The sequence below is a fragment of the Acinetobacter sp. YH12072 genome, assembly GCF_013419565.1.
Taxonomy (GTDB): Bacteria; Pseudomonadota; Gammaproteobacteria; order Pseudomonadales; family Moraxellaceae; genus Acinetobacter.
The window spans coordinates 16,332-36,635 of sequence record NZ_VOZV01000017.1 but is presented as its reverse complement, the minus strand read 5'-3'; the positions used below and the strand labels follow the sequence as shown (position 1 = coordinate 36,635).

Here is a 20,304-nt window from a genome sequence, read left to right as displayed (position 1 = left end):
AGATATTTCTTTTGAAATTGGCGCTTAAATTGCATTCAAAACCGGCAGTCAAATACCACGGATCATATTCTTATGAATAGCTCAGATTCCATATTGCATCCTCTTCAGCACATACTTAAAAAAGCCCTGTTGCCTTTTCAGTCCAGTGCCTTGATGACTTACTGTTTGCAGATGTTTATTGTGCTTTCAGGAACGACTTTTGGTCTAAAACTTCTCGGCTATGAGACTTTGATTGTTCCGGTTACTTTAGGGGCAATTGCTACTGCCCTGACCGATTTTGATGACCGTTTAAGTTTAAGGCTACGCAATCTGGGGCTGGTCATGCTGCTGTTTTTTGCAGTCAGTAGCATGCTGGAATTTCTGCATCCCTATAAAGTCTGGTTTGCACTCTGGCTATCACTTTCTAGTGCCGTATTTATCTTGATGGGGGCTTTAGGACAGCGTTATGCCACCATTTCTTTTGGCACTGTATTGCTGTCCATTTACACTATGTTTGGCTTGGGAGAATATGCGCACTGGTACGAACAGCCGCTTTATTTTGTAGTTGGTGTGCTGTGGTATGGCCTGACTTCTATCCTATTTTATCTGATTCGTCCAACTTTACAGGTTCAGGAAAATCTGTCCATCAACCTGCAACAGATGGCCGAACTGCTATCGACCAAAGCCAAATTATTTGATCCCGATAATCAGAATAATGTCGAACCGCTGCTTTATGAACTTTCCTTAAAAAATACCCAAGTCATTGAAAGCTTTAACCGCACCAAAGATTCTTTACTGACCCGACTCAAAGCCTCGCGCCCAAATCATAAAACTATTTACTGGCTGAATCTTTATTTTCTGACTCAGGATATTCATGAGCAGGCAACTGCTAACTATCTGCATTACGAGCAGATTCACCAGCATTTTAGCCGTACCGATCTGATTTTTCGCATTCAGAAAAATATTCACTTGCAGGCGCTTGCCTGCCAGCAGTTGGCTGCTTGCGTATTGCGTAATGAAACTTATCAACTTCCTGAACAGCATCAACTGGCACTCAAAGCATTAGAAGCCTCTATGCAGGACTGGATTGCCCAGCATCCACAGAATATTGAGGTAAAAAACTTACAGCTCATTCTGAGCAATCTGCTGAGTGTGCATGAACAGCTGCAACATTTGCAGGATGGACAAGCCATTTACCGTCCAGATTATCCAAAGTATTTTGATGATTCCAGCCTGTTTGATGATGATCTGCGTGGACCTGCGGATTTCTGGCTGAAATTAAAACCCCATTTGGGACCGCAATCGGCGCTGTTTCGTCATGCGGTGCGGATCGCTTTGGTCTTTCTGGTCGGCTATGCAATTTCTCTATTGCCCTTTGCCAAAAATGGCTACTGGATATTGCTGACCAGTCTGTTTGTATGCCAGATCAGTTATTTCGCTACCAAAAGCCGTTTAAAACTGCGGACTTTAGGTACTCTACTTGGGGTCGTTCTGGGAATTCCAATCCTGTATTTTGTACCAAGTATTGAAGGCCAGTTGCTGCTTACGGTGATTTTTGGTGTCGGCTTTTTCTATTTGCGCTCCAAGAAATATGCTATGGCCACATTGATGGCAACCTTGGTGGTACTGCTGATTTTTAATCTGAAAGGCGCAGGCTATGCTGTCATTCTGCCGAGAATTATCGATACCCTAATTGGCTGTCTGATCGCCTGGCTGGCGGTCAGCTGCATCTGGCCAGACTGGAATTTCCGTAATATTTCCAGCAATATCAAAAAATCTTCCCAAGCGACGCTGAACTATTTACTGGCTATTCTGGAGCAATATCAGCATGGCAAAAATAACAGCATTGCTTATCGGACAGCACGTCGTTTGGCCCACAATGCCCAGATTGACCTTTCCAATATGATTTCCAGTCTGAGTACCGAACCAAATCCAGATCCGGTGCTGATTCGCAATGCCTTTCGTTATCTAGTTTATAGTCACAGTCAGCTCAGTTATATTTCCGCATTGGGTAGCCATCGTGAACAGGTATCTGATCCGCAAATTCTGCAACTGCTCTCTGCCTGCCAGCAGACTTTAACCTCTGCCCTATCAAATCCTGAAAATGTACCGCAGCAGGACATTCAAGGCCAATTGGCAGAAATCCGGCAACTGAGTCAGCAGGAACATATTTCTACCCACCTGCTGCTGGTGCTTAAACAGATCAGTCTGTTACTGGAAACCTTGCCTGAATTATTGTCTCTAAGACAGCAATTACTAGCTGTTGAAATCAAATAACCAAGCGGAGCACTAGGATATAAGTATTTAAAATAATTAATTTTATCCTATAAATTTCATTTTGCTTAAATTGGTAGATTGGGTACACTCAAGCCTGATTGAATAGAACATAGAAGAGTGAGCGCGCGTGAATATTAAAACTTTGCGTCTGGTTGGATTGCTTGAAGGTATTTCATTTCTGCTGCTGTTATTTATTGCCATGCCGGTCAAGTACATGATGGATAACCCGATTCTGGTAAAATATATCGGCATGGGTCACGGCGTTCTTTTCGTGCTTTTTCTTGTGGTGTTATTTGCGGTCTGCGAAAAACAGAAATGGTCTCTGAGTATGTTTATTCTGGGCTTGATCGCGTCGATTCTGCCGTTTGGACCATTTATCTTTGATATGAAATTAAAGAAGTTGGAGCAGCCGGCTGAAGCTTAACTTTTGGATTCTAATCACTATATCAATCAAGATACAAGTAGCACTGCTGCGCAAAGGTAAGGTTATTTTATTAATATTTCCCTCTCTCTCCCATAGGGAGAGAGAACATTCAATACTTTTATTTGAGGCAAATAAAGTAAATAGCTTCATTCGATTAAATATTTAAGAGAAAGGAATTCTTTTAAAACTCCCCTCGCCCTTTTCTTTCCAACATCACCTGTTTCAGCTGCATACGTGGCAAGCTAAACCACAGCGCAATTAAAATAAACGAGGCACCGCAATAAGCCCAAAGATCAAAAGCTTCATAAGCAATTCTGACCACTTCAATCACGATAAAGAAACTCAGCATCATCAAGATGGATACTGTTGCCGCAACCGTGCCTTTAGACACTTCAGAAGACATTAGGGCAAAACGGTACAATACCGAAAAGCTGATCCCCTCTCCCAGACTGATACAAGTCGTACCGATAATCAGGCAATGCAGAAAATAATCCGAAATCAGCATTCCCACTAAAAGCAAAATGGTTCCAAACAACATCAATGGCACACCCAGCATCACTGTTTTACCGAGCGGCATCTTGTCGATAATTTTTAGCAGAATGATATTGCCCAGAATCAGGCCACCCAATACCGGAAACTGAGCCAGGCCATATTGCATGCTGCTCAAGCCTAGTTCTTCAACCAGAATCACGGGAGATAAGGCAATCCATAACATCAATGGCAAGCTCACCAGTGGCAATGCCATGGTCATAATCACAAAACGCTTATTTTTCAGGACCTGTTTAAAGTCATCGATAATATAGCTGAGTGGCTGTTTGGGAATACTGATATTCGGATTCGGCATCTTCGCTTTTAGTCCAAACCAGCTCAGAAATGCCAGACAGGCAATGCCGATAAAACCCCAGTGCCATGAGACATGGTCAATCATAAAGGCACCGACTACTGGCCCTAAAAGTGGTGCCAGCAAGGAGACATTGGCCATAAGTGCCATGACTTTAATGGCATCGCGTTCTTCAAAACTTTCCTGAATCGCGGCATAACCCACAGCAGCAATAAAGGACAAGCCAAAACCTTGTAAAAAGCGCAGGAACAGAAAGCTTTGAATATTCGGTGTGAGTAAAATCGCCAGACAGCAGATTACAAAAAAAGCTACGCCACCGAGCAGGACTTTTTTACGGCCTAATCGGTCTGATAAGGGTCCTAAAATTGCGGCAACAAATGCCCCACCTAACAGGAAAAAGGACATAGAAGATGGTGCCCAGGAACTGCTTACGCCAAAATCACGGGTAATGGCCAACATGGCCGGCTGGATCAGGTCATTACAGATATAGACGGAGAATTCAAACAGCACCAGTGCCAGAGGAAACATCAGTGTGGCACGGGTCAGTTTGTGGGTTTGGGCGTTTTGCATGGGAGTTGTTATTGCCAGTCTGCCCATTAATAGCAGACCGAACTTTATCTAAAATAGAGAAGAATAATTTTAGCAGAGATCGGATTTAAAGTATTTTGAACTTTAACTGTTCTCAACCGATTTCTTCATTTTAAAAGATTCAGCTAAAACTTTATTTGCCTCTGTCAGTAATTTGACTTGTTCCAACGAATTATCAGAATTTGAATCAGCTTTCGAATCGTTATAAAGTTCCTGTCCAAAGAAACGATCTGCTAAATGTTTCCGAAGTTCTAAACGATCCTCATCTTTAAATTCACGGGCATAAAGTGGGAAAGAAGCGAGTTCAGTTCCCAACATTCTGGCTTTATATGCCACTTTACGATGTTTAGAAGATTCACGAGCTAAGTACCAAGCAGGTGTAGTTAAGCTAAAAAGCATGTACCAATAGTTAATCGTATTACGATTTAAATTGAGTAATAAGGCTGTTTTGGAAGCAGGAATATCAACACAAAAGCATTGAATAATTTTTTTAATCTTGTAGTGACTTAATTTACTGTTTTCTATCATGATTCTAGACTAACATAATCATTTTGCTAGTCTAGAGCCTTGCAAAAATACCTAAAGCCCAATTTCTATATTTGTTTGCTATCGAAACTTCTTCCTCATGAATTTCATCATATAATTTTTTAATTAAGCTATTATTTTTATCGTCTATATCCTGATTTAATAAATACTTCTTTACTCTTAACTCTTCAACTAATTGATTAGCTTCACTCTGTAATTTCAAAACATCTTCATTATTAAAAGAAATTCTTAATTGTTCTTTATGTATATCAAATAGTTGTCTGTTTATTTTTCTATAGCTTCTTTCTAAATTATCTTTATCTATATTTAAAGGGAAATCTAATTCATCAGTATCAGCGAATTTATACTGGCTATCAAATACCCCTAATACTTTTCTTGCAGTTCTTTCTGCTTCAAAGACTTCATCTAAATTGAAATGAGGATTCGCGTATTTTAATCTAGTTAGTAAAGACTCTAATAAATCGGTATGCTGTTCTAGCCGTTTAGAAAACTCCTCAAATCTATAGAGAATAAGAAGCTGTACTAAATCTAAGTAATCAAAAGTATTGTATGGGGCAGAATCAAATAATTTTTGTAGTTCATAACTTATATTACTAAGCACAGTTTCTATATTAATATCGTTTTTCATATCGCCCCAAAAAGCAAAAAAGCGCATCCTGAAGATACGCTTTTAACGAAGTTTTGTTTAAAGATCAAACATTATTATGGACATGCTGCTTTCTGGAAAGTTTTGGTATTTGAACCTCGTACACACTGATAGAGCTTTTCCGTATTGTGCATTTTCCAGTTTTTATCTTCTTTCCTAAAATGATAAATGGTCTGAATCGATCTCACCGAATCATCCATCAGACCTGTTTCAGTTACTTTCACCTGTCCAACTGTCGGTGACTCAACACGATTAAAGAACTGACGAATCTCGACTGTTGCCAGTTCTTCACGCAGGTCAGGCCTCATTTTAAGCACCTGATCCAAAGGTGTATCTGAAGAAGACTGCACTTTTGCAATCACTTTCTGGGTAGTTGTACAACCTGATGTCATCACACCCAGACCTAAAATTGTAACCGCCAATAACCGTAACATATTGTTTAACCCAGATTATCTTTATTATGCAGAAATTATCATGCCGGGCTTTTCAGCTTAACGCTATTTAGACTCTGTAAGTCCAGTTACAGAGCAATAAAAAAAGCGCACCTTTCGATGCGCTTTTGTAAATCTATTCTGATTAAAGATCGAATAGTTTGCCTGGGTTCATGATGCCATTTGGATCGAACACTTTTTTCAAGGCTTTCATGTATTCGATTTCTTCAGCTGAACGGGTGTATTCAAGATAAGGTTTCTTGGTCATACCCACACCATGTTCCGCAGAAATTGAACCGTCATATTTTTTCACAGTATCAAATACGTACTTGTTCACGACTTGGCATTTCGCAAAGAATTCATCTTTGGTCAGGTCAGCCGGTTTCAGGATATTCAAGTGCAGGTTACCGTCACCGATATGACCGAACCAGCAGATTTCGAAATCTGGGTAGTTTTCATTCACGATCGCATCGATTTCTTTAATGAATGCCGGTACGTGAGTGATCAGTACAGAGATGTCATTTTTGTATGGAATAAATGGAGCAATCGACTCAGAAATGTCTTCACGCAGACGCCATAAGCTGTGTACTTGCTCAAGACTTTGGCTCATCACGCCATCCAGCACCCAACCCTGTTCCATACAGTGCTCGAAGATTTCCATCGCCTTGTCCATAATCGGCTCAAACGGCGCTTCAAACTCAAGCAATACATAGAAGGGACATTCAGTTTCAAATGGACGCTGTACGTGACCATTGGCCAATACTTTTTGCATCGCCAGCTCACCGAAGAACTCAAATGCAGTCAGGTCGATTTTTGCCTGGAAGGCATGTAATACTGGCATGATCGCATCAAAATCAGGTACACCCAGTACCAGCACTTGCAGGTCTTGTGGCTGACGTTCCAGCTTGATTTCTGCTTCAGTGACTAAACCTAAAGTACCTTCACCACCGATGAACAGGTGTTGTAGTGCATAACCCGTTGCGTTCTTAATCATGCCTTTGTTTAGACGCAGTACATCACCTTTACCAGTCACCACAGTCAGGCCAAGCACCCAGTTACGGGTCATGCCGTATTTGATCACTTTAATCCCGCCGGCATTGGTGCCGATGTTCCCGCCGATCTGGCTTGAACCAGAAGAGGCAAAATCAACCGGATAGTACATGCCCTGCTCTTCAGCATAGTTTTGCAGCTGTTCAGTCACCACACCTGCCTGTACGCGCACCATACGGTCTGCCGGGAAGAATTCCAGAATCTGGTTCATCTTGTCCATGCTTACCACAATCTCGCCATTCGCAGCGACAGCACCTGCAGAAAGACCAGTACGACCACCTGATGGAGTCACTGCAACATTGAACTGATTGGCAAGCTTCACAATTGCTTGAACCTGTTCAGTCGAAGATGGGAAAACGATGACCGATGGGTTTGGATCAAAGTGTTTGGTATGATCACGACCCCAATTCTGGAGGCTGTCCGCATCAGTTTTAATACGGTTTTCACCCACAATTGCAGTCAATTGGGTCAATAACTCTGGGGTTAAAGCGACTGGAGCATTCATCGTTTGCAGACCTAGCATGAATTAAACAAGAGAGACCTCGCCAGTTTATTTGTATATTTTTCAGGCATTAAAACCTGTATACAAAGCAGGCGAAACATGATGATTAAAGCACCAAAACTGGCAGCTTAAACAGCATGGCGCAATATTATAAGCTATTTTTAGGGCTTTCCCTTAAAAAATGACAATTTTGACAATATACCTTTGAAAATGATAGTTTAATTCAACCAGTTCTATCATTTTCACTACTATCACTTGCAAAAATAGCTGATATTGTAGTCATCAAGGAAATGTATAACCGCCCCATTCCTGTGCTATTATACGGCGACTAAATTTGGCCTTTGTAGCGGAGCCGTAATGAGCCAACATCTATCTCTACCTAAAGATAAAATCCGTTTTCTATTGTTAGAAGGCGTTCACCAGAACGCAATCGACACATTGAATGCAGCTGGATATACCAATATCGACTATCGCAAAACAGCGCTTGAGGGTGAAGCACTGAAAGAAGCGATTAAAGATGCACACTTCATTGGTATCCGTTCCCGTACTCAGCTCACTGAAGAAGTGTTTGAAGCTGCGAACAAACTGATCGCGGTAGGTTGTTTTTGTATCGGTACCAACCAGGTGAACCTGGATGCGGCAATGCGTCGCGGTATTCCGGTATTCAACGCACCATATTCAAATACACGTTCGGTTGCTGAACTTGTACTTGCTGAAGCGATTCTTCTGCTTCGCCGTGTACCTGAAAAATCTACAGATACACATGCAGGCGGCTGGAACAAATCTGCTGTAGGTTCGTTCGAAACTCGTGGTAAGACTTTAGGTATCGTTGGTTACGGTTCAATTGGTTCACAACTTTCTGTTCTTGCTGAAAGCCTGGGTATGAAAGTGATCTATTTCGACACAGTGACTAAATTACCACTCGGTAATGCACGTCAGGTCGGCACAATGGGCGAACTTCTTGCAAATGCTGATGTTGTTTCTATTCACGTTCCTGATGTTCCGTCTACACGTAACTTCATGACTAAAGAACAATTCGCGCAAATGAAAGAAGGCTCAATCTTCATCAATGCGGCACGTGGTACATGTGTTGTGATCGAAGATCTGGCTGAAGCGTTGAAATCTGGCCACCTTGCGGGTGCTGCGGTTGACGTATTCCCGAAAGAGCCTAAAGCAAATGGCGAAGAATTTGTTTCTCCACTACGTAACATTCCAAATGTAATCCTGACTCCACACGTGGGCGGTTCTACCATGGAAGCTCAGGCGAACATCGGTCTGGAAGTTGCTGAGAAATTTGTAGCTTATTCAGATAAAGGTATGACGCTTTCTGCGGTGAACTTCCCAGAAATCGCGCTTCCATTAACTGAAGGCAAACACCGTCTGCTACATATTCACAAAAACATTCCGGGTGTGCTGTCTAAGATCAACAACCTGTTTGCTGAACACGGCATCAACATCTCTGGTCAGACTTTAATGACCAAAGGCGATGTGGGTTACCTGGTGATGGATGTAGACGCAACTGCATCTCAAGAAGCACTCGATACTTTACACAACCTTGAAGGTACAATCCGCGTTCGCGTATTGTTCTAATTCAGGTTTTTAAAAAGCCACAGTCTTCGGGCTGTGGTTTTTTTATTGCTTAAAGGTTTTTATTTTTAAGCCTACTCAGCTGATGCTGCTCTTCCGCTCTTCGAGAAATCGAAACAAATTTAGTCATGCTAAATCTTAAAATTGCACCCATGGTGCAAGCACCGCTGATTCTGCTGATCGCGATGATCAGCATGCAAAGCAGCGGCTCCTTTGCCAAATATCTGTTTGGCCAGTTCCCGATCCTTACCGTTTCTGCCATGCGCCTGCTATTGGGTGCATTGATTCTGGCGCTCATTTTTAAAGTCTGGCAGATCAATTTCCGCCAGGTCAGATGGCCAGCCATTATCAGCTATGGCTTGGCATTAGCTGGCATGAATATGCTGTTTTATCTGGCAATTGATCGATTGCCGATTGGAATCGCAGTCTCTTTTGAATTTATTGGCCCTTTAAGTGTTGCCCTGTTTTATGCCCGGCAGAAATTTGATTTTATCTGGGTAGGATTGGCCATTCTGGGGCTGGTTCTGTTGTTTCCCTTTGATCAGGCTGCACAACCGCTTGACCCGATTGGCATCCTGTTTGCCTTAGGTGCAGGTTCCTGCTGGGCACTGTATATCGTGGCCGGACAAAAACCTTCGGGTGTATCAGGGAATCATACCGTGTGTCTGGGCATGTTCGTCGGCATGCTGGTGCTGATGCCGATTGCACTGTTCGCGGGAATGCCTGCTCATGTGTTTGAGCCAAGCAGCCTCATGTATTTTGTTATTTTGGCTGCACTTGCCAGTGCCTTACCCTTTACTTTGGAAATGATTGCACTGCGTAATTTAACCGCATTGAGTTTTGGCACCTTGATGAGCCTGGAACCTGCGGTTGCAGCACTCTCCGGTTTTGTATTCTTAGGCGAGACTTTATTGTGGACACAATGGCTGGCGCTGGCCACCATTATCAGTGCGTCGATTGGCTGTACGGTGACGACACAAAGAAGAAAGTATTAAATAAAAAAGGCGCTCAAGCGCCTTTTTTAAATGACCTATTTAATTTTAGCGTGGCGTTGCATCCTTAATAGCTGTATTTAATGCTGTAGCTGCTGTCACATTATAGCCATCACATGCCGAAGCAAGATGGTCATACAGGTAATCTGTCCATTTGAGCATTAGAGGAGTTGCACCCTCTTCCCTTAAATTGTCCAAGGCAGCTTTTCTTGCTTGAGCAATATAATCGGCATGATCAATATGCTCTCCATGTTCCGAGAAAGTACTGGAATAAATTTCACCCTGATATTCGATCGCCCCAAAGTATTTATAATATTGCTGAGCATCGTCTTTATATTCGGCTTTTTTAAATTTCAGGTTAGCCATCGTGCCATCTAAAATGGTTTTCGCCATCTCTTGAACAGACTCGCCTGTCTGCCATTCAGCCAGTGTACGATAGCCAGTTTTGATATCCGGATCAAATTCAATAAATTCTTCCTCAGGATGTTCCGCCAGAATACGGAAACATTTAGATCCGTTCGGGAAAGTACGCGCCTTCTGTAAACCGACAAAATTGGTAGCAAATTGATTGTAATATTTACGTTCAGCATCCGTGGTATCAGTATTAAAGAAAACTCTGGTCTCGGTATCGTCATACATCTTCACGACAGCAATATTGGTACGTTCAATTAAGGCTTTACCTGACAGGTCGTACCACTCCAGGTGTCGATGATTACTGATGTTATTTTCCGGAATAGTGACGGGACGACTGGTAAATTGTTCAGAAGTATTTTCCAGTACTTTTTCCAGTTTATAACCTAATGCTGTACGGGCACGATCTGCAGGGAATACGCCTTTTTCTGTGACATAAATTGGGAAGGTCATATCTTCATCAAGATCATATTCAGTATCAACAGTCCGGTTATCATCTGCATACAAGATGCCGTCAGTGATTTTATTTTTATGACTGGCCAATAGAAGCTTTTCCGACTCCATATCTGAAGCATCAATATTCGGCAGGTTGAACTGATAGGTATAGAATTCAGAAATCGTATCTGATGTTCCATCACCATTATCCGGGGTTCCAGGATTGGTTGGGGTTGGTTGGCCTGCGACTGGCTCGTTATTATCAGAATCAGAGCCACCACATGCAGTCAGCATAAGGCTCAAGACAGCACAAGAGAGTAATCTTAATTTCATTATTATCTACCTTATTATTTTTTGATCGTTTTATTTTTCATTGTTATTTTAAAGTTGACCCAAATCATGAGGTCTAAGCCATTTTAATAAATATAAAATTAAGATCAAATTAAAAATTGATTAATTTGTAACCACAATCTCATCAACAATTAACGTTGAATTTAATTTTTTCGGTGGGGGATAAAATCAAAAATTTAAATCCACTGATCCAAAATCTGCTTCGTATTCACAAAATATTCTTCTGCCCTACTCATCAAAAATTAACCAGTTTGATATACTTCCGCTTTCTTCTGTATCTCGATTATACCCTTCTGGTATAAGTAGTTTCTCCCATGCCAAACGTCCAACTTCTTGCTGTATTGTACATGGTTCTCTCCATGACTTCATACCAGATCAGTGCATCCTTCGCCAAGCAACTTTTCCTGGTGCTTGACCCGATCACTGTCACTATTTTAAGACTCTGCTTTGCCGCCATTATTGTCTGTATCATGTTCCGTTCCTGGAAAGTTATCCGACGTTTACAATTCCTGAAATGGCGGGATCTGCTCTGCTATAGCGCTTCTCTGGGCGTGATGAATATCCTGTTCTACATGTCGCTGGGTAAACTCCCGCAAGGAATTGCGGTCGGACTGGAATTTATTGGCCCGCTAGGCTTGGCCTTAATTTCGATTCAGAACCGTAAGGACTATGTCTGGGTATTACTGGCAATTTTAGGTATTGTGCTGATGGTGCCATGGGGGGAAGCCAATAGCAGTAACTTTGACCTGTTTGGTGCAGCCTGTGCCTTAGGTGCCGGCCTCTGCTGGGCGCTGTATATCTATTTTGGGCAACGCGTGGTGCAGCAAAATATCGGCATGCATGCACTGACGATTGCCATCAGTATTTCAGCCTTGTGTTTGCTACCAATCGGACTATATAACAACGCCTCTGCTTTGATTGATACTCAATATTGGGGCAAGGCCATTACCATCGCAGTGCTGGCAACAGCCATTCCTTATGCGCTGGATTTAAAAGCGCTTCAGCACTTGAATAAAACCAGTTATGGTACGCTTTCCAGTCTGTCTCCAGCTCTGGCGGCACTGGTAGGTTTTATTTTGCTGGGTGAAAAAATTACGCTACTTCAAACCGTCGCACTGGTTTGTATTATGCTGGCTTCAGTTGGCGTGACCATGCGGGAAGCACGACAGCAATATAAAACCCGGAAAATAGAAAGCTGAATAAATAAAAAAAAGATGGCACTCTGGCCATCTTTTTTTGTCATGAAAATTTGAATTTAAATAAATTTAAATATTAGCTTTTAACCAGCATGTCTTTTTTCATTTCTTTATAACGCTGATATTCAGTTTTGTACTGATCCGCTAAAGCCTGTTTTTGTTCATCTCCCAGAATTTTTCCGGCCTGCTGGAAGAAAGCATGCTCTTCTTCTTTCAAATGATGATGTACCTTATCTGACAGTTTCTTGGCAATTGCAATCCAGCTTGGGCTACTAAATTCAGTTTCAGTCAGTTCCTCAATCATTTCATCCATCTCATGATGTTCTGCCAAGGCGTGACGGGTAATGTTCAGGCCGGGATCTGTCATCATCAAGGGAATATAAAAGTAACGGTCTTCTGCGGTTTCATGCGCAAACAGTTCATTCTTCAGCTGCTTGAACAACTCACGACGTTCTGGCGAATCCCCCGAAGTTTGCAGTAATTTTTCTGCCAGATCACGCTGGATTTCATGACTTTCCCTTAATGCTTCAAAAATGGTGGTCATGTAATTTTTCTCCTGTTTTTGTCATGCCTTTGCTCCAGCATAGAGTGAAACCGGCAAATGGTCAGGAATATTTATAAGGCGAATTTGTATAAAAAACTTTAATATTGAGAATAGTTTACATCTATTTTTAGGCTAAAAACATCTGATAAGCCATACGGCAAATCAGCAAACTGACCAGGATCAGAAACAGAATCCGGATAAAACCGCTGCCATATTTGAAGGCCAGTTTAACTCCTAATAGCGAACCGCAAATATTGGCAGCCGCCATCATGGCACCGACTAGAAACAGCACATGACCTGTAGGAATAAAGAAACTCAGTGCCGCCAAGTTGGTAGTGAAATTGGCAATTTTCGATAAAGCTGAGGCATGCAAGAAATCCACGCTCAGATAACGGATAAAGAAAAAGATAAAGAAACTGCCCGTGCCTGGGCCAAAAATTCCGTCATAGAAACCGATAGCCAGACTGCCTAGTGCTGCCAGTATCAGCATCTTTTTATTCAGCTTTTGCTCGACATGTACCCGACCAAACTGCTTTTTCATGAAAGTATAAATCGCAATCACGATCAGCATAATCAGCACAAAAGGCTTGAGAATATCCACCGGAATCAAGGTGACACTGGCTGCTCCAATAAATGAGCTAATAAAGCTGCACAGCGCAATTACACCAAGTAAAACCCATGGCAGTTTGACCTGTCTAAGATAGGAAAAGGCTGCCGAGCCTGTACCAAAAATAGAGGCCAGCTTGTTAGTGCCAAATACCGTGGCAGGTTGCAACTGCGGCAGACTGCTCATAATCGCCGGGATCTGGATCAGACCGCCACCACCGACAGCAGCGTCAATCGCTCCGGCCATAAAGGCAAAAAGCACCAGACTGAGGATAATCTCGATGTCCATTGTTATTCAACGCGCCTAGAGATTAAGAACACGTTTAGGTACCAGACGTTTTTTATCCGTGATTTCAGCCAGGCCTAAGCATTTCTCGCCATCAAAAACCAGCACCTGTGGCTCTGCCGGATGGTCGATATTACTTTCCATACCCCGACTAAAATATTCTGCACGGCCTTCCGGTGCCTGAATCTGCGGGAAATACTGTACTGGTGCATAAGCTGGCAGTAATAGTGCTTCACGTTCTGCCTCAGTTAAGCTTTCCAGATATTCAATGGTATAGCTTGGAATAAGGTCAAAATGACCGGTTTGAATCCGGTGCAGATAAGTCAAATGACCATAAGTACCGAGTGCTTTGGCAATATCTTCGCCGAGTACCCGGATATAAGTGCCTTTGGAACAAGTTACATCCAGCGTAATGCTATTTTCAGTAAAAGATAAAAGCTCAATTGCATAAATGGTAATTGGACGTGCTTCACGTTCGATTTCAATACCCTTACGTGCCAACTCATACAGCGGACGACCTTCTTTTTTCAGAGCCGAATACATCGGTGGCACTTGCTGGATCTCACCAACAAACTTGGCAATTGTCTCCTGAATCAACTCTTCATTCAGTTCAGGGACTGGTTTTTCCAGCAGAATCTCTCCTTCGACATCACCTGTGGTGGTGCTATGTCCCAGAAAAACTGTGGTCTGGTAACGCTTGGTTGAATCCAGCAGATAATGCGAAAATTTGGTCGCCTCACCCAGACAGATCGGTAAAAGACCGGAGGCCAAGGGATCTAGTGCACCAGTATGTCCAGCTTTTTGCGCACGATATAACCAGCGTACTTTTTGCAATGCAGCATTCGAGCTGATGCCTAGAGGCTTATTTAATAGAAATACACCGCTGATATGACGACGCTGAATTTTAGGAGATGAGGATTTCATGGCAAAAAGTCAGACATTTTATAAATTGGCGCAATGGTAAAACCCCAGCCAATTATTTACAACTTTTCTACAGCATATAAGGTGCAATATCTCCTATCCTGCCGAATGCAAAATTTAAAATAATCCGATAATTAAAATAAAGGTGCATAGGATATGCAGAAATATAAACTATGGATCGTGATTGCGCTCATCATCTTGTGCTTGATTACCCTGATTCTATGGCTTGCGCCCAGGGATGAAGCACAGGCACGTGTCTCAGGCCCGCAATCCACCAATGAAAGCAGTGCTCAGCAGGCAGCAGCACTGGCCAATGGCCCCGTAAATAACATATTCCCGAGTCCAAGCCAGCAGGATACGGAAATTAATTGCCAGATGCAGATGGATGCCAGCAATCGCCTGATTGTCAATGAACAGACCCGTAACTGTTTTGAATATTTTATTACCCAATATGGGGAAAAAACCCTCGAACAAATCCAGCGAGATTTTAAAGCCTATATTCAACAAAATTATCAGGATCCTGCACTCTCACAAGTTCTGGATCTTTGGGATCGTTATATCCAGTATCGTCAAGGTTTGGGAGAACTGACTCCACCTGCAGGTCTGGATCAAGAAGATCCAGCTTACTACCGCAGTATCTATACCAGCACCCAGAACCTGCGTAAACGCTTTTTCTCTGATTATGAAATTGAAGGACTGTTTGGCACTGAAGATACCTATCATGAATATACCTTAGACCGGATGGCAGTCATGGCGGATAAAAAGCTGAGCGAAGCAGAAAAAGCCCAGAAGCTAAAAGAACTGTTTGCGCAGTTACCGCAGGACTGGCAAGAAAATCTGGAGCAGCTGAATAAACTGGAAGATCTGCGTAAACTCACCGCTGATATTAAAGCCCGGGGTGGTTCTGCGGAAGAAATCCGTCAGATGCGCCTGAATCTGGTCGGTCCTGAAGCAACCCAACGTCTGGAAAAACTTGATGATGAACGTGCGAATTGGAAATCCAGTGTGACGCGTTACTTGGGCGAGCGCGATAACATCCTAAAAAGTGGCCTGAGTGAAAATGCCAAACAGCAAGCAGTTGATCAGTTGCGTCAGAAACATTTCCAGCGCCCTGAAGAACGGCTTCGTGTAGGTACATTTGAACAGGTACATGATCAGGGTGGGACCCTACCCTTTGCCAATTAATTTTCAGCTAAAATTGATCATTGACGCCGTAGCTACACAGTACTGCTACGGCGTCGAATATCTTCTCTTATTCCCTTTTTTTTGTCTCATCTCTTATATAAAAACAGTAACGCTGACCCTCTATTTTGAGAGTTTAACAGAGCCATTTCTCTCTGAAAGCCTTGATTTTCTTGGGCTGATTACTTTTTTTAACATTGTTATTTGTTTCTAACTATTTCAACCTAAATATTCATCAATCTTATATTTCAAGGGGTTAAAAATAAAATACATACGTATATAAATTGCAAATTTATGTACTCACAAGTGCTTACTGGGCGTGGCCCAAAATGACATGGAATTGGCTCATCAGCATGAAAAAATGCTTCTGCTTCAAAATAATAATTTTTGCACGTGATTGAAGATTAGGTCTGCATGATCGAGGTATTCAACTTCAATATTTATCGTGCATCAATACTCCCGAGCAATGATTGCTTTTTATAACAATAAAATGAACAAAGGAACGGTTATGCGTACTTTTATCAAAACAACACAGATGCTGGCGCTTTCCTTGGCAGCAGGCCTCGGTTTTGGCTTTTCAACACAAACCCAGGCGGTAGCAAGTGCAGTTCAGGTCACTGAAAAAGCCAAATCAGACTATGCCAAAACCAAATATCCTATTCTGATGGTGCATGGCTGGCTAGGCTGGCAACGCATAGGTACTGATACCATTGGCTTAGATTACTGGTATCAGATTCTGCCGGATATGGCTCGTAATGGCTCTACCGTGTTTGCCGCCCAATTGTCGCCTGCCAATACCACGACCCACCGTGGTGAACAGCTCATTCATCAGGTCGATGAAGTGCTGGCAATTACAGGGAAGGAAAAAATCAATCTCATCGGTCACTCCCATGGTGGCCCGACTGTACTCTATGTGGCAGCGACTCGACCGCAGCAGATTGCATCCATTACGGGGGTTGCAGGCACCTATCATGGCTCTAAAGTGGCCGATGATATTCAGAACAATACTCTTACCCGCACTGCTTTTAATGTTCTCGGTGATTATATTATTGGGCCACTGATCGCACTGGGACAGTTCAAACCTGAACTGGAAATTGATTTCGATGCATCCATGAAATCCCTGACCCAAACTGGCTCCAGCTCTTTTAATGCCAGCGTGGCCAAACAGATGGTGCAGGATGGTGTCTTAGCCTCCACAGAAAACTGTAATAAGAACCTGAAATCAAAAGACCGTAACGGTATCTATTATTATTCTTGGACCGGTGTGGCTCAAGCGACCAATGCACTGGATATCGATACCATCCTGATGCAGCTTGGCCCTTTATCTTACGGCAATAAAGACAACGATGGCATGGTTGCCCGTTGTAGTGCATTCATTGGTAAGGTGATTAATGACCAGTACAAGCTGAACCATACCGATCTGGCCAATATGATGTTTGGTCTTAAAGGCCTGTTTGCTCCAGATCCGGTGGCGATGTACCGTCAACATGCCAATCGTTTAAAACTTCAGAATCTATAATTTTCATCGCCCTTCTATCTGCGGATATAAGGGCTTTTTCGTTATTTTCACTTAAAAAAATAGGGAGATAAAACACTCAAAACGCTTAATGGGTCAGCTTTTCAGCTGGCTATTCCCCACATTATGGCGAGGATCGCCTTAACACAACAACAAGAATGAGGAAATAATGATGAAATATGGAGTATTAACGACAGGTCTGCTCATGGCAGCGGCCTGCTTTACGGCTCATGCCTCTACCCAGGCCAGTCAGGTGACGGCGAAAGCCAGTTCACAATATGCCAAAACCAAATATCCGATTGTATTTTCACACGGCATGGCGGGTTTCATTCGGGTTGGCACTGACCAGTTTGGACTGGACTATTGGTATCAGATTTTACCTGATCTGGCCCGTAATGGTGCGAATGTTTGGGCAACGCGAGTCTCCCCTTTTAACTCATCTGAAATTCGCGGTGAACAACTTTTGGAGCAGGTCAAGGAAATTGCCGCAATTACCGGAGCAGATAAAGTTAATCTGATCGGACACTCACATGGTGGCCCAACAATTCGTTATGTGGCCGGTTCAGAACCTAAACTGGTGGCTTCATTAACCACAGTAGGTGCACCGCACAAAGGTTCACCGGTTGCAGACCTGATTCTAAAAGCTGAAGGGACTGCTATTGAAGCGCCACTGGTCGGCACAATAAATCTGGTTTCTAAAGCCATTACCTGGGCTCAAGGCCTGGACCCAAACTCTTATCCGCATGATTCACTTGCGGGTGGCAGCAGTTTAACGGCATTGGGCTCTGCGAACTTTAATCAGAGATATCCCATTGGTATGCCGACTACCACCTGTGGTGAAGGTGCATATCAACAAAAAGGTATCTACAACTATTCATTCACAGGTGTAGGCCAAGTTACCAACCCGCTCGATCCTGATTCAGCACTCAAAGTTACAGCCCTGCTCATTGATGGCGGCAAGGAAAATGATGGTCTGGTCTCCCGCTGTAGTGCCAAATTCGGTAAAACCATTCGGGATAACTACAACTGGAACCACCTGGACGAAGTGAACCAGTTACTCGGGTTAAAAAATGTCTTTGCTCCAGACCCAGTCGATGTTTATCGCCAGCATGCCAACCGCTTAAAACTGCAAGGTTTATAGAGCTACACAAGCCTCTATTCATCCAGAGGCTTTTTCCATCTTATTTTTCGCTAAATTTTTTCTTAAAATTTACTTGTTAATCATGATTAAACTGCATATAAAATATTCATCAAATATAAAAAGAACTGTGAAATAAAATAAATGCAGATACCTTCTATAGAAATCAAAAACAGATTTAAAAGAACCTGCCCCTGTTGCAAACGAAAAGTGATTAATCCTTTTCAATTTAAAAAATATAAGCCTTATTATTGTCCCTCTTGTCATCGACATATTATCGCAAATGTATGGATCAGTATTTTACTGGCTATCACACAATGTTTTATTTGCATTCAACTTTTTAATGCAGGATTCCAGTCTTGGGGATATTTTGTATTATTCCTGATGTTTATTCATAAAATTTTCTTGGATATTTTGGATGCCATGATCTTGCCTTTGCAGGAACATTTCGAATAAATCCAGATAAAAGCAAACATAAAAAAATGCGCCCAAAGGCGCATTTTTTTGCTTAAAAGCAAGGCTAAAATTAACCTTGTTTACGAGCTGGCAATTTTTCACGAATACGTGCAGCTTTACCAGACAATTCGCGTAGGTAGTAAAGTTTAGCACGACGAACGTCACCACGACGTTTCACTTCGATTTTAGCAACGATTGGAGAGTGAGTTTGGAATACACGCTCAACGCCAACACCGCTAGAAATTTTACGTACTGTGAACGCAGAGTTCAGACCACGGTTTTTCTTAGCAATGACAACGCCTTCGAACGCTTGTAGACGTTCACGGTCGCCTTCTTTTACTTTTACTTGGACAACTACTGTGTCACCTGGTGCAAAAGCTGGGATGTCTTGTTTAAGCTGAGCATTTTCAACAGCTTGTACTAAAGGATGCTTACCGCTCATGGGGTATCTCCAATATGTGCGAGTCAGAAGAGGTCTGATTATCGCTGGGTATAGAGGCTAAATCGCATAGACCCGATTGACTTTCCCTTTATGCTTGACCGCTTCAATGCATAAAGAGCCTATTTTAAATATTTAAACAACATTGCTTAAATAAAGATTTGGACAACAGGATTAGTTGTTGCCACTTTTTAAATCTTTTAGCCATTTCTTTTGCTGCTTGGTCAGTTCAACTTTTTCTACCAATTCAGGCCGGCGTTCCAAAGTGCGCTGATATCGCTGCAAAAACCGCCATTTCTCAATATTGGCATGATGTCCCGATTTCAAGATGTCCGGTACATCCATACCTTCAAAATGGTCTGGCTTGGTATATTGTGGGCAATCTAACAGACCATCCACAAATGAGTCTTGCACGTGTGATTGTTCATCTGACATTGCACCCGGAAGTCTCCGGATAATACTGTCCAATAACACCATCGCAGGGAGCTCGCCACCCGATAATACGTAATCTCCAATCGACCATTCCTGATCAACATATTTCTGGATCAAACGTTCATCGACACCTTCGTAACGACCACAAAGTACAATCAATCCGTCATAGTTTACGAAGTCCTGTACCGCAGGTTCATTTAAGGTTTTTCCTTGTGGTGACATATACACCACAGGAACGTTAACTGCACCCGCTTGCGCTGCAAGCTCTTTGGCACGATGAATTGCTTTCGCTAATGGCTCAGCCATCATCACCATACCGGGACCACCACCAAATGGACGTTCATCCACCCGTTTATAGTTCCCTTCAGCAAATTCTCGTGGATTAATACAATGAATTTGCATCAAATCACGTTTTGCTGCGCGCCCGCTAATACCGTAGGCTGTAATCGCTTCAAACATTTCAGGAAAAAGCGTAATGACTGCAAAGAACACCGCAGACTCCTCATTTTCCTGCTGTGTTAACCCTTT

18 protein-coding genes and 1 pseudogene are annotated in these 20,304 nt (G+C 42.6%); 8 read left to right on the top strand and 11 right to left on the bottom strand.

The features are described from left to right. Positions 1-153: 153 nt before the first annotated feature. Entirely contained in the window at positions 154-2,256 is a 2,103-nt protein-coding gene (gene yccS, locus FTU19_RS08885) for a YccS family putative transporter (RefSeq protein ID WP_257225442.1), read from the top strand. Positions 2,257-2,383: 127 nt separating this feature from the next. Further along, on the top strand, positions 2,384-2,680 hold the full coding sequence (locus FTU19_RS08880; protein WP_004787034.1) for a DUF3817 domain-containing protein: 297 nt from the start codon (positions 2,384-2,386) through the stop codon (positions 2,678-2,680). 181 nt (positions 2,681-2,861) lie between these two features. Here the strand turns inward: FTU19_RS08880 and FTU19_RS08875 are convergent, their stop codons facing one another. The 5 genes and pseudogenes from FTU19_RS08875 to FTU19_RS08855 all read right to left on the bottom strand — a co-directional run bounded on the left by FTU19_RS08875 (position 2,862) and on the right by FTU19_RS08855 (position 7,287). Beyond that, entirely contained in the window at positions 2,862-4,091 is a 1,230-nt protein-coding gene (locus tag FTU19_RS08875) for an MFS transporter (RefSeq protein ID WP_104425669.1), read from the bottom strand. A 399-nt stretch (positions 4,092-4,490) separates the two neighbouring features. Then, positions 4,491-4,637, bottom strand: a pseudogene (locus FTU19_RS08870) (IS1595 family transposase); the annotation flags it as partial. A gap of 31 nt (positions 4,638-4,668) precedes the next feature. Further along, positions 4,669-5,283: a hypothetical protein gene (locus FTU19_RS08865; protein ID WP_180130841.1), complete on the bottom strand. Its 615-nt coding sequence runs from the start codon at positions 5,281-5,283 to the stop codon at positions 4,669-4,671. Between the two features lie 74 nt (positions 5,284-5,357). Continuing rightward, positions 5,358-5,735, bottom strand: a complete 378-nt coding sequence (locus tag FTU19_RS08860; RefSeq protein ID WP_179992152.1) for a hypothetical protein — start codon at positions 5,733-5,735, stop codon at positions 5,358-5,360. 142 nt (positions 5,736-5,877) lie between these two features. Next, positions 5,878-7,287 carry an FAD-binding oxidoreductase gene (locus FTU19_RS08855; protein WP_034704522.1) on the bottom strand — a complete coding sequence of 470 codons (1,410 nt, stop codon included), beginning with the start codon at positions 7,285-7,287 and terminating at the stop codon, positions 5,878-5,880. Between the two features lie 354 nt (positions 7,288-7,641). Here FTU19_RS08855 and serA point away from each other — a divergent pair, with 354 nt between their 5' ends. Together serA and FTU19_RS08845 are read left to right on the top strand one after the other, a co-directional pair. Next, the gene (gene serA, locus FTU19_RS08850) at positions 7,642-8,874 is read left to right on the top strand and encodes a phosphoglycerate dehydrogenase (protein ID WP_005233651.1); all 1,233 of its coding nucleotides are present in this window, start codon (positions 7,642-7,644) and stop codon (positions 8,872-8,874) included. A gap of 125 nt (positions 8,875-8,999) precedes the next feature. After that, the gene (locus FTU19_RS08845) at positions 9,000-9,866 is read left to right on the top strand and encodes a DMT family transporter (RefSeq protein ID WP_180130839.1); all 867 of its coding nucleotides are present in this window, start codon (positions 9,000-9,002) and stop codon (positions 9,864-9,866) included. A 45-nt stretch (positions 9,867-9,911) separates the two neighbouring features. On the opposite strand, the gene FTU19_RS08840 is transcribed toward FTU19_RS08845, so the two are convergent. Then, positions 9,912-11,042: a hypothetical protein gene (locus tag FTU19_RS08840; protein WP_180130837.1), complete on the bottom strand. Its 1,131-nt coding sequence runs from the start codon at positions 11,040-11,042 to the stop codon at positions 9,912-9,914. Positions 11,043-11,374: 332 nt separating this feature from the next. Between FTU19_RS08840 and FTU19_RS08835 the strand changes: the two genes are divergently transcribed. Further along, positions 11,375-12,259 carry a DMT family transporter gene (locus FTU19_RS08835; protein WP_180016567.1) on the top strand — a complete coding sequence of 295 codons (885 nt, stop codon included), beginning with the start codon at positions 11,375-11,377 and terminating at the stop codon, positions 12,257-12,259. A gap of 73 nt (positions 12,260-12,332) precedes the next feature. On the opposite strand, the gene FTU19_RS08830 is transcribed toward FTU19_RS08835, so the two are convergent. From FTU19_RS08830 to truB, 3 genes are all read right to left on the bottom strand, one after another. Further along, positions 12,333-12,800, bottom strand: a complete 468-nt coding sequence (locus tag FTU19_RS08830; protein ID WP_179992156.1) for a hemerythrin domain-containing protein — start codon at positions 12,798-12,800, stop codon at positions 12,333-12,335. Between the two features lie 127 nt (positions 12,801-12,927). Continuing rightward, entirely contained in the window at positions 12,928-13,695 is a 768-nt protein-coding gene (locus FTU19_RS08825; RefSeq protein WP_004787054.1) for a TSUP family transporter, read from the bottom strand. Between the two features lie 15 nt (positions 13,696-13,710). Next, the gene (gene truB, locus FTU19_RS08820) at positions 13,711-14,616 is read right to left on the bottom strand and encodes a tRNA pseudouridine(55) synthase TruB (RefSeq protein ID WP_180130835.1); all 906 of its coding nucleotides are present in this window, start codon (positions 14,614-14,616) and stop codon (positions 13,711-13,713) included. Positions 14,617-14,769: 153 nt separating this feature from the next. Between truB and FTU19_RS08815 the strand changes: the two genes are divergently transcribed. The 3 genes from FTU19_RS08815 to FTU19_RS08805 all read left to right on the top strand — a co-directional run bounded on the left by FTU19_RS08815 (position 14,770) and on the right by FTU19_RS08805 (position 18,452). Next, positions 14,770-15,798 (top strand): lipase secretion chaperone, encoded by a 1,029-nt coding sequence (locus FTU19_RS08815; RefSeq protein ID WP_180130833.1) that lies wholly within the window; start codon positions 14,770-14,772, stop codon positions 15,796-15,798. A gap of 505 nt (positions 15,799-16,303) precedes the next feature. Then, positions 16,304-17,314, top strand: coding sequence for a triacylglycerol lipase (locus tag FTU19_RS08810; RefSeq protein WP_180130830.1), 1,011 nt, complete (start codon positions 16,304-16,306; stop codon positions 17,312-17,314). 169 nt (positions 17,315-17,483) lie between these two features. Beyond that, complete coding sequence (locus FTU19_RS08805) at positions 17,484-18,452, top strand: triacylglycerol lipase (RefSeq protein WP_034704494.1); 969 nt, start codon at positions 17,484-17,486, stop codon at positions 18,450-18,452. Between the two features lie 523 nt (positions 18,453-18,975). On the opposite strand, the gene rplS is transcribed toward FTU19_RS08805, so the two are convergent. Both rplS and trmD read right to left on the bottom strand, forming a co-directional pair. After that, a complete protein-coding gene (gene rplS / locus FTU19_RS08800; protein WP_004787066.1) occupies positions 18,976-19,347 on the bottom strand; it encodes a 50S ribosomal protein L19 in 372 nt (123 codons plus the stop codon). A gap of 171 nt (positions 19,348-19,518) precedes the next feature. Beyond that, positions 19,519-20,268, bottom strand: a complete 750-nt coding sequence (gene trmD / locus FTU19_RS08795) for a tRNA (guanosine(37)-N1)-methyltransferase TrmD (protein WP_034704491.1) — start codon at positions 20,266-20,268, stop codon at positions 19,519-19,521. Between the last annotated feature and the right edge of the window lie 36 nt (positions 20,269-20,304).

Excerpts from the sequence above, each read along its gene's own strand:
- yccS (WP_257225442.1), top strand. The coding sequence starts at position 154 with ATGACTTACTGTTTGCAGATGTTTATTGTGCTTTCAGGAACGACTTTT.
- FTU19_RS08860 (WP_179992152.1), bottom strand. The coding sequence starts at position 5,735 with ATGTTACGGTTATTGGCGGTTACAATTTTAGGTCTGGGTGTGATGACA.
- serA (WP_005233651.1), top strand. The coding sequence starts at position 7,642 with ATGAGCCAACATCTATCTCTACCTAAAGATAAAATCCGTTTTCTATTG.
- FTU19_RS08830 (WP_179992156.1), bottom strand. The coding sequence starts at position 12,800 with ATGACCACCATTTTTGAAGCATTAAGGGAAAGTCATGAAATCCAGCGT.
- FTU19_RS08825 (WP_004787054.1), bottom strand. The coding sequence starts at position 13,695 with ATGGACATCGAGATTATCCTCAGTCTGGTGCTTTTTGCCTTTATGGCC.
- truB (WP_180130835.1), bottom strand. The coding sequence starts at position 14,616 with ATGAAATCCTCATCTCCTAAAATTCAGCGTCGTCATATCAGCGGTGTA.
- FTU19_RS08840 (WP_180130837.1), bottom strand. The coding sequence starts at position 11,042 with ATGAAATTAAGATTACTCTCTTGTGCTGTCTTGAGCCTTATGCTGACT.
- FTU19_RS08875 (WP_104425669.1), bottom strand. The coding sequence starts at position 4,091 with ATGCAAAACGCCCAAACCCACAAACTGACCCGTGCCACACTGATGTTT.
- FTU19_RS08865 (WP_180130841.1), bottom strand. The coding sequence starts at position 5,283 with ATGAAAAACGATATTAATATAGAAACTGTGCTTAGTAATATAAGTTAT.
- FTU19_RS08845 (WP_180130839.1), top strand. The coding sequence starts at position 9,000 with ATGCTAAATCTTAAAATTGCACCCATGGTGCAAGCACCGCTGATTCTG.
- rplS (WP_004787066.1), bottom strand. The coding sequence starts at position 19,347 with ATGAGCGGTAAGCATCCTTTAGTACAAGCTGTTGAAAATGCTCAGCTT.
- FTU19_RS08810 (WP_180130830.1), top strand. The coding sequence starts at position 16,304 with ATGCGTACTTTTATCAAAACAACACAGATGCTGGCGCTTTCCTTGGCA.
- FTU19_RS08815 (WP_180130833.1), top strand. The coding sequence starts at position 14,770 with ATGCAGAAATATAAACTATGGATCGTGATTGCGCTCATCATCTTGTGC.
- FTU19_RS08805 (WP_034704494.1), top strand. The coding sequence starts at position 17,484 with ATGAAATATGGAGTATTAACGACAGGTCTGCTCATGGCAGCGGCCTGC.
- FTU19_RS08855 (WP_034704522.1), bottom strand. The coding sequence starts at position 7,287 with ATGAATGCTCCAGTCGCTTTAACCCCAGAGTTATTGACCCAATTGACT.
- FTU19_RS08835 (WP_180016567.1), top strand. The coding sequence starts at position 11,375 with ATGCCAAACGTCCAACTTCTTGCTGTATTGTACATGGTTCTCTCCATG.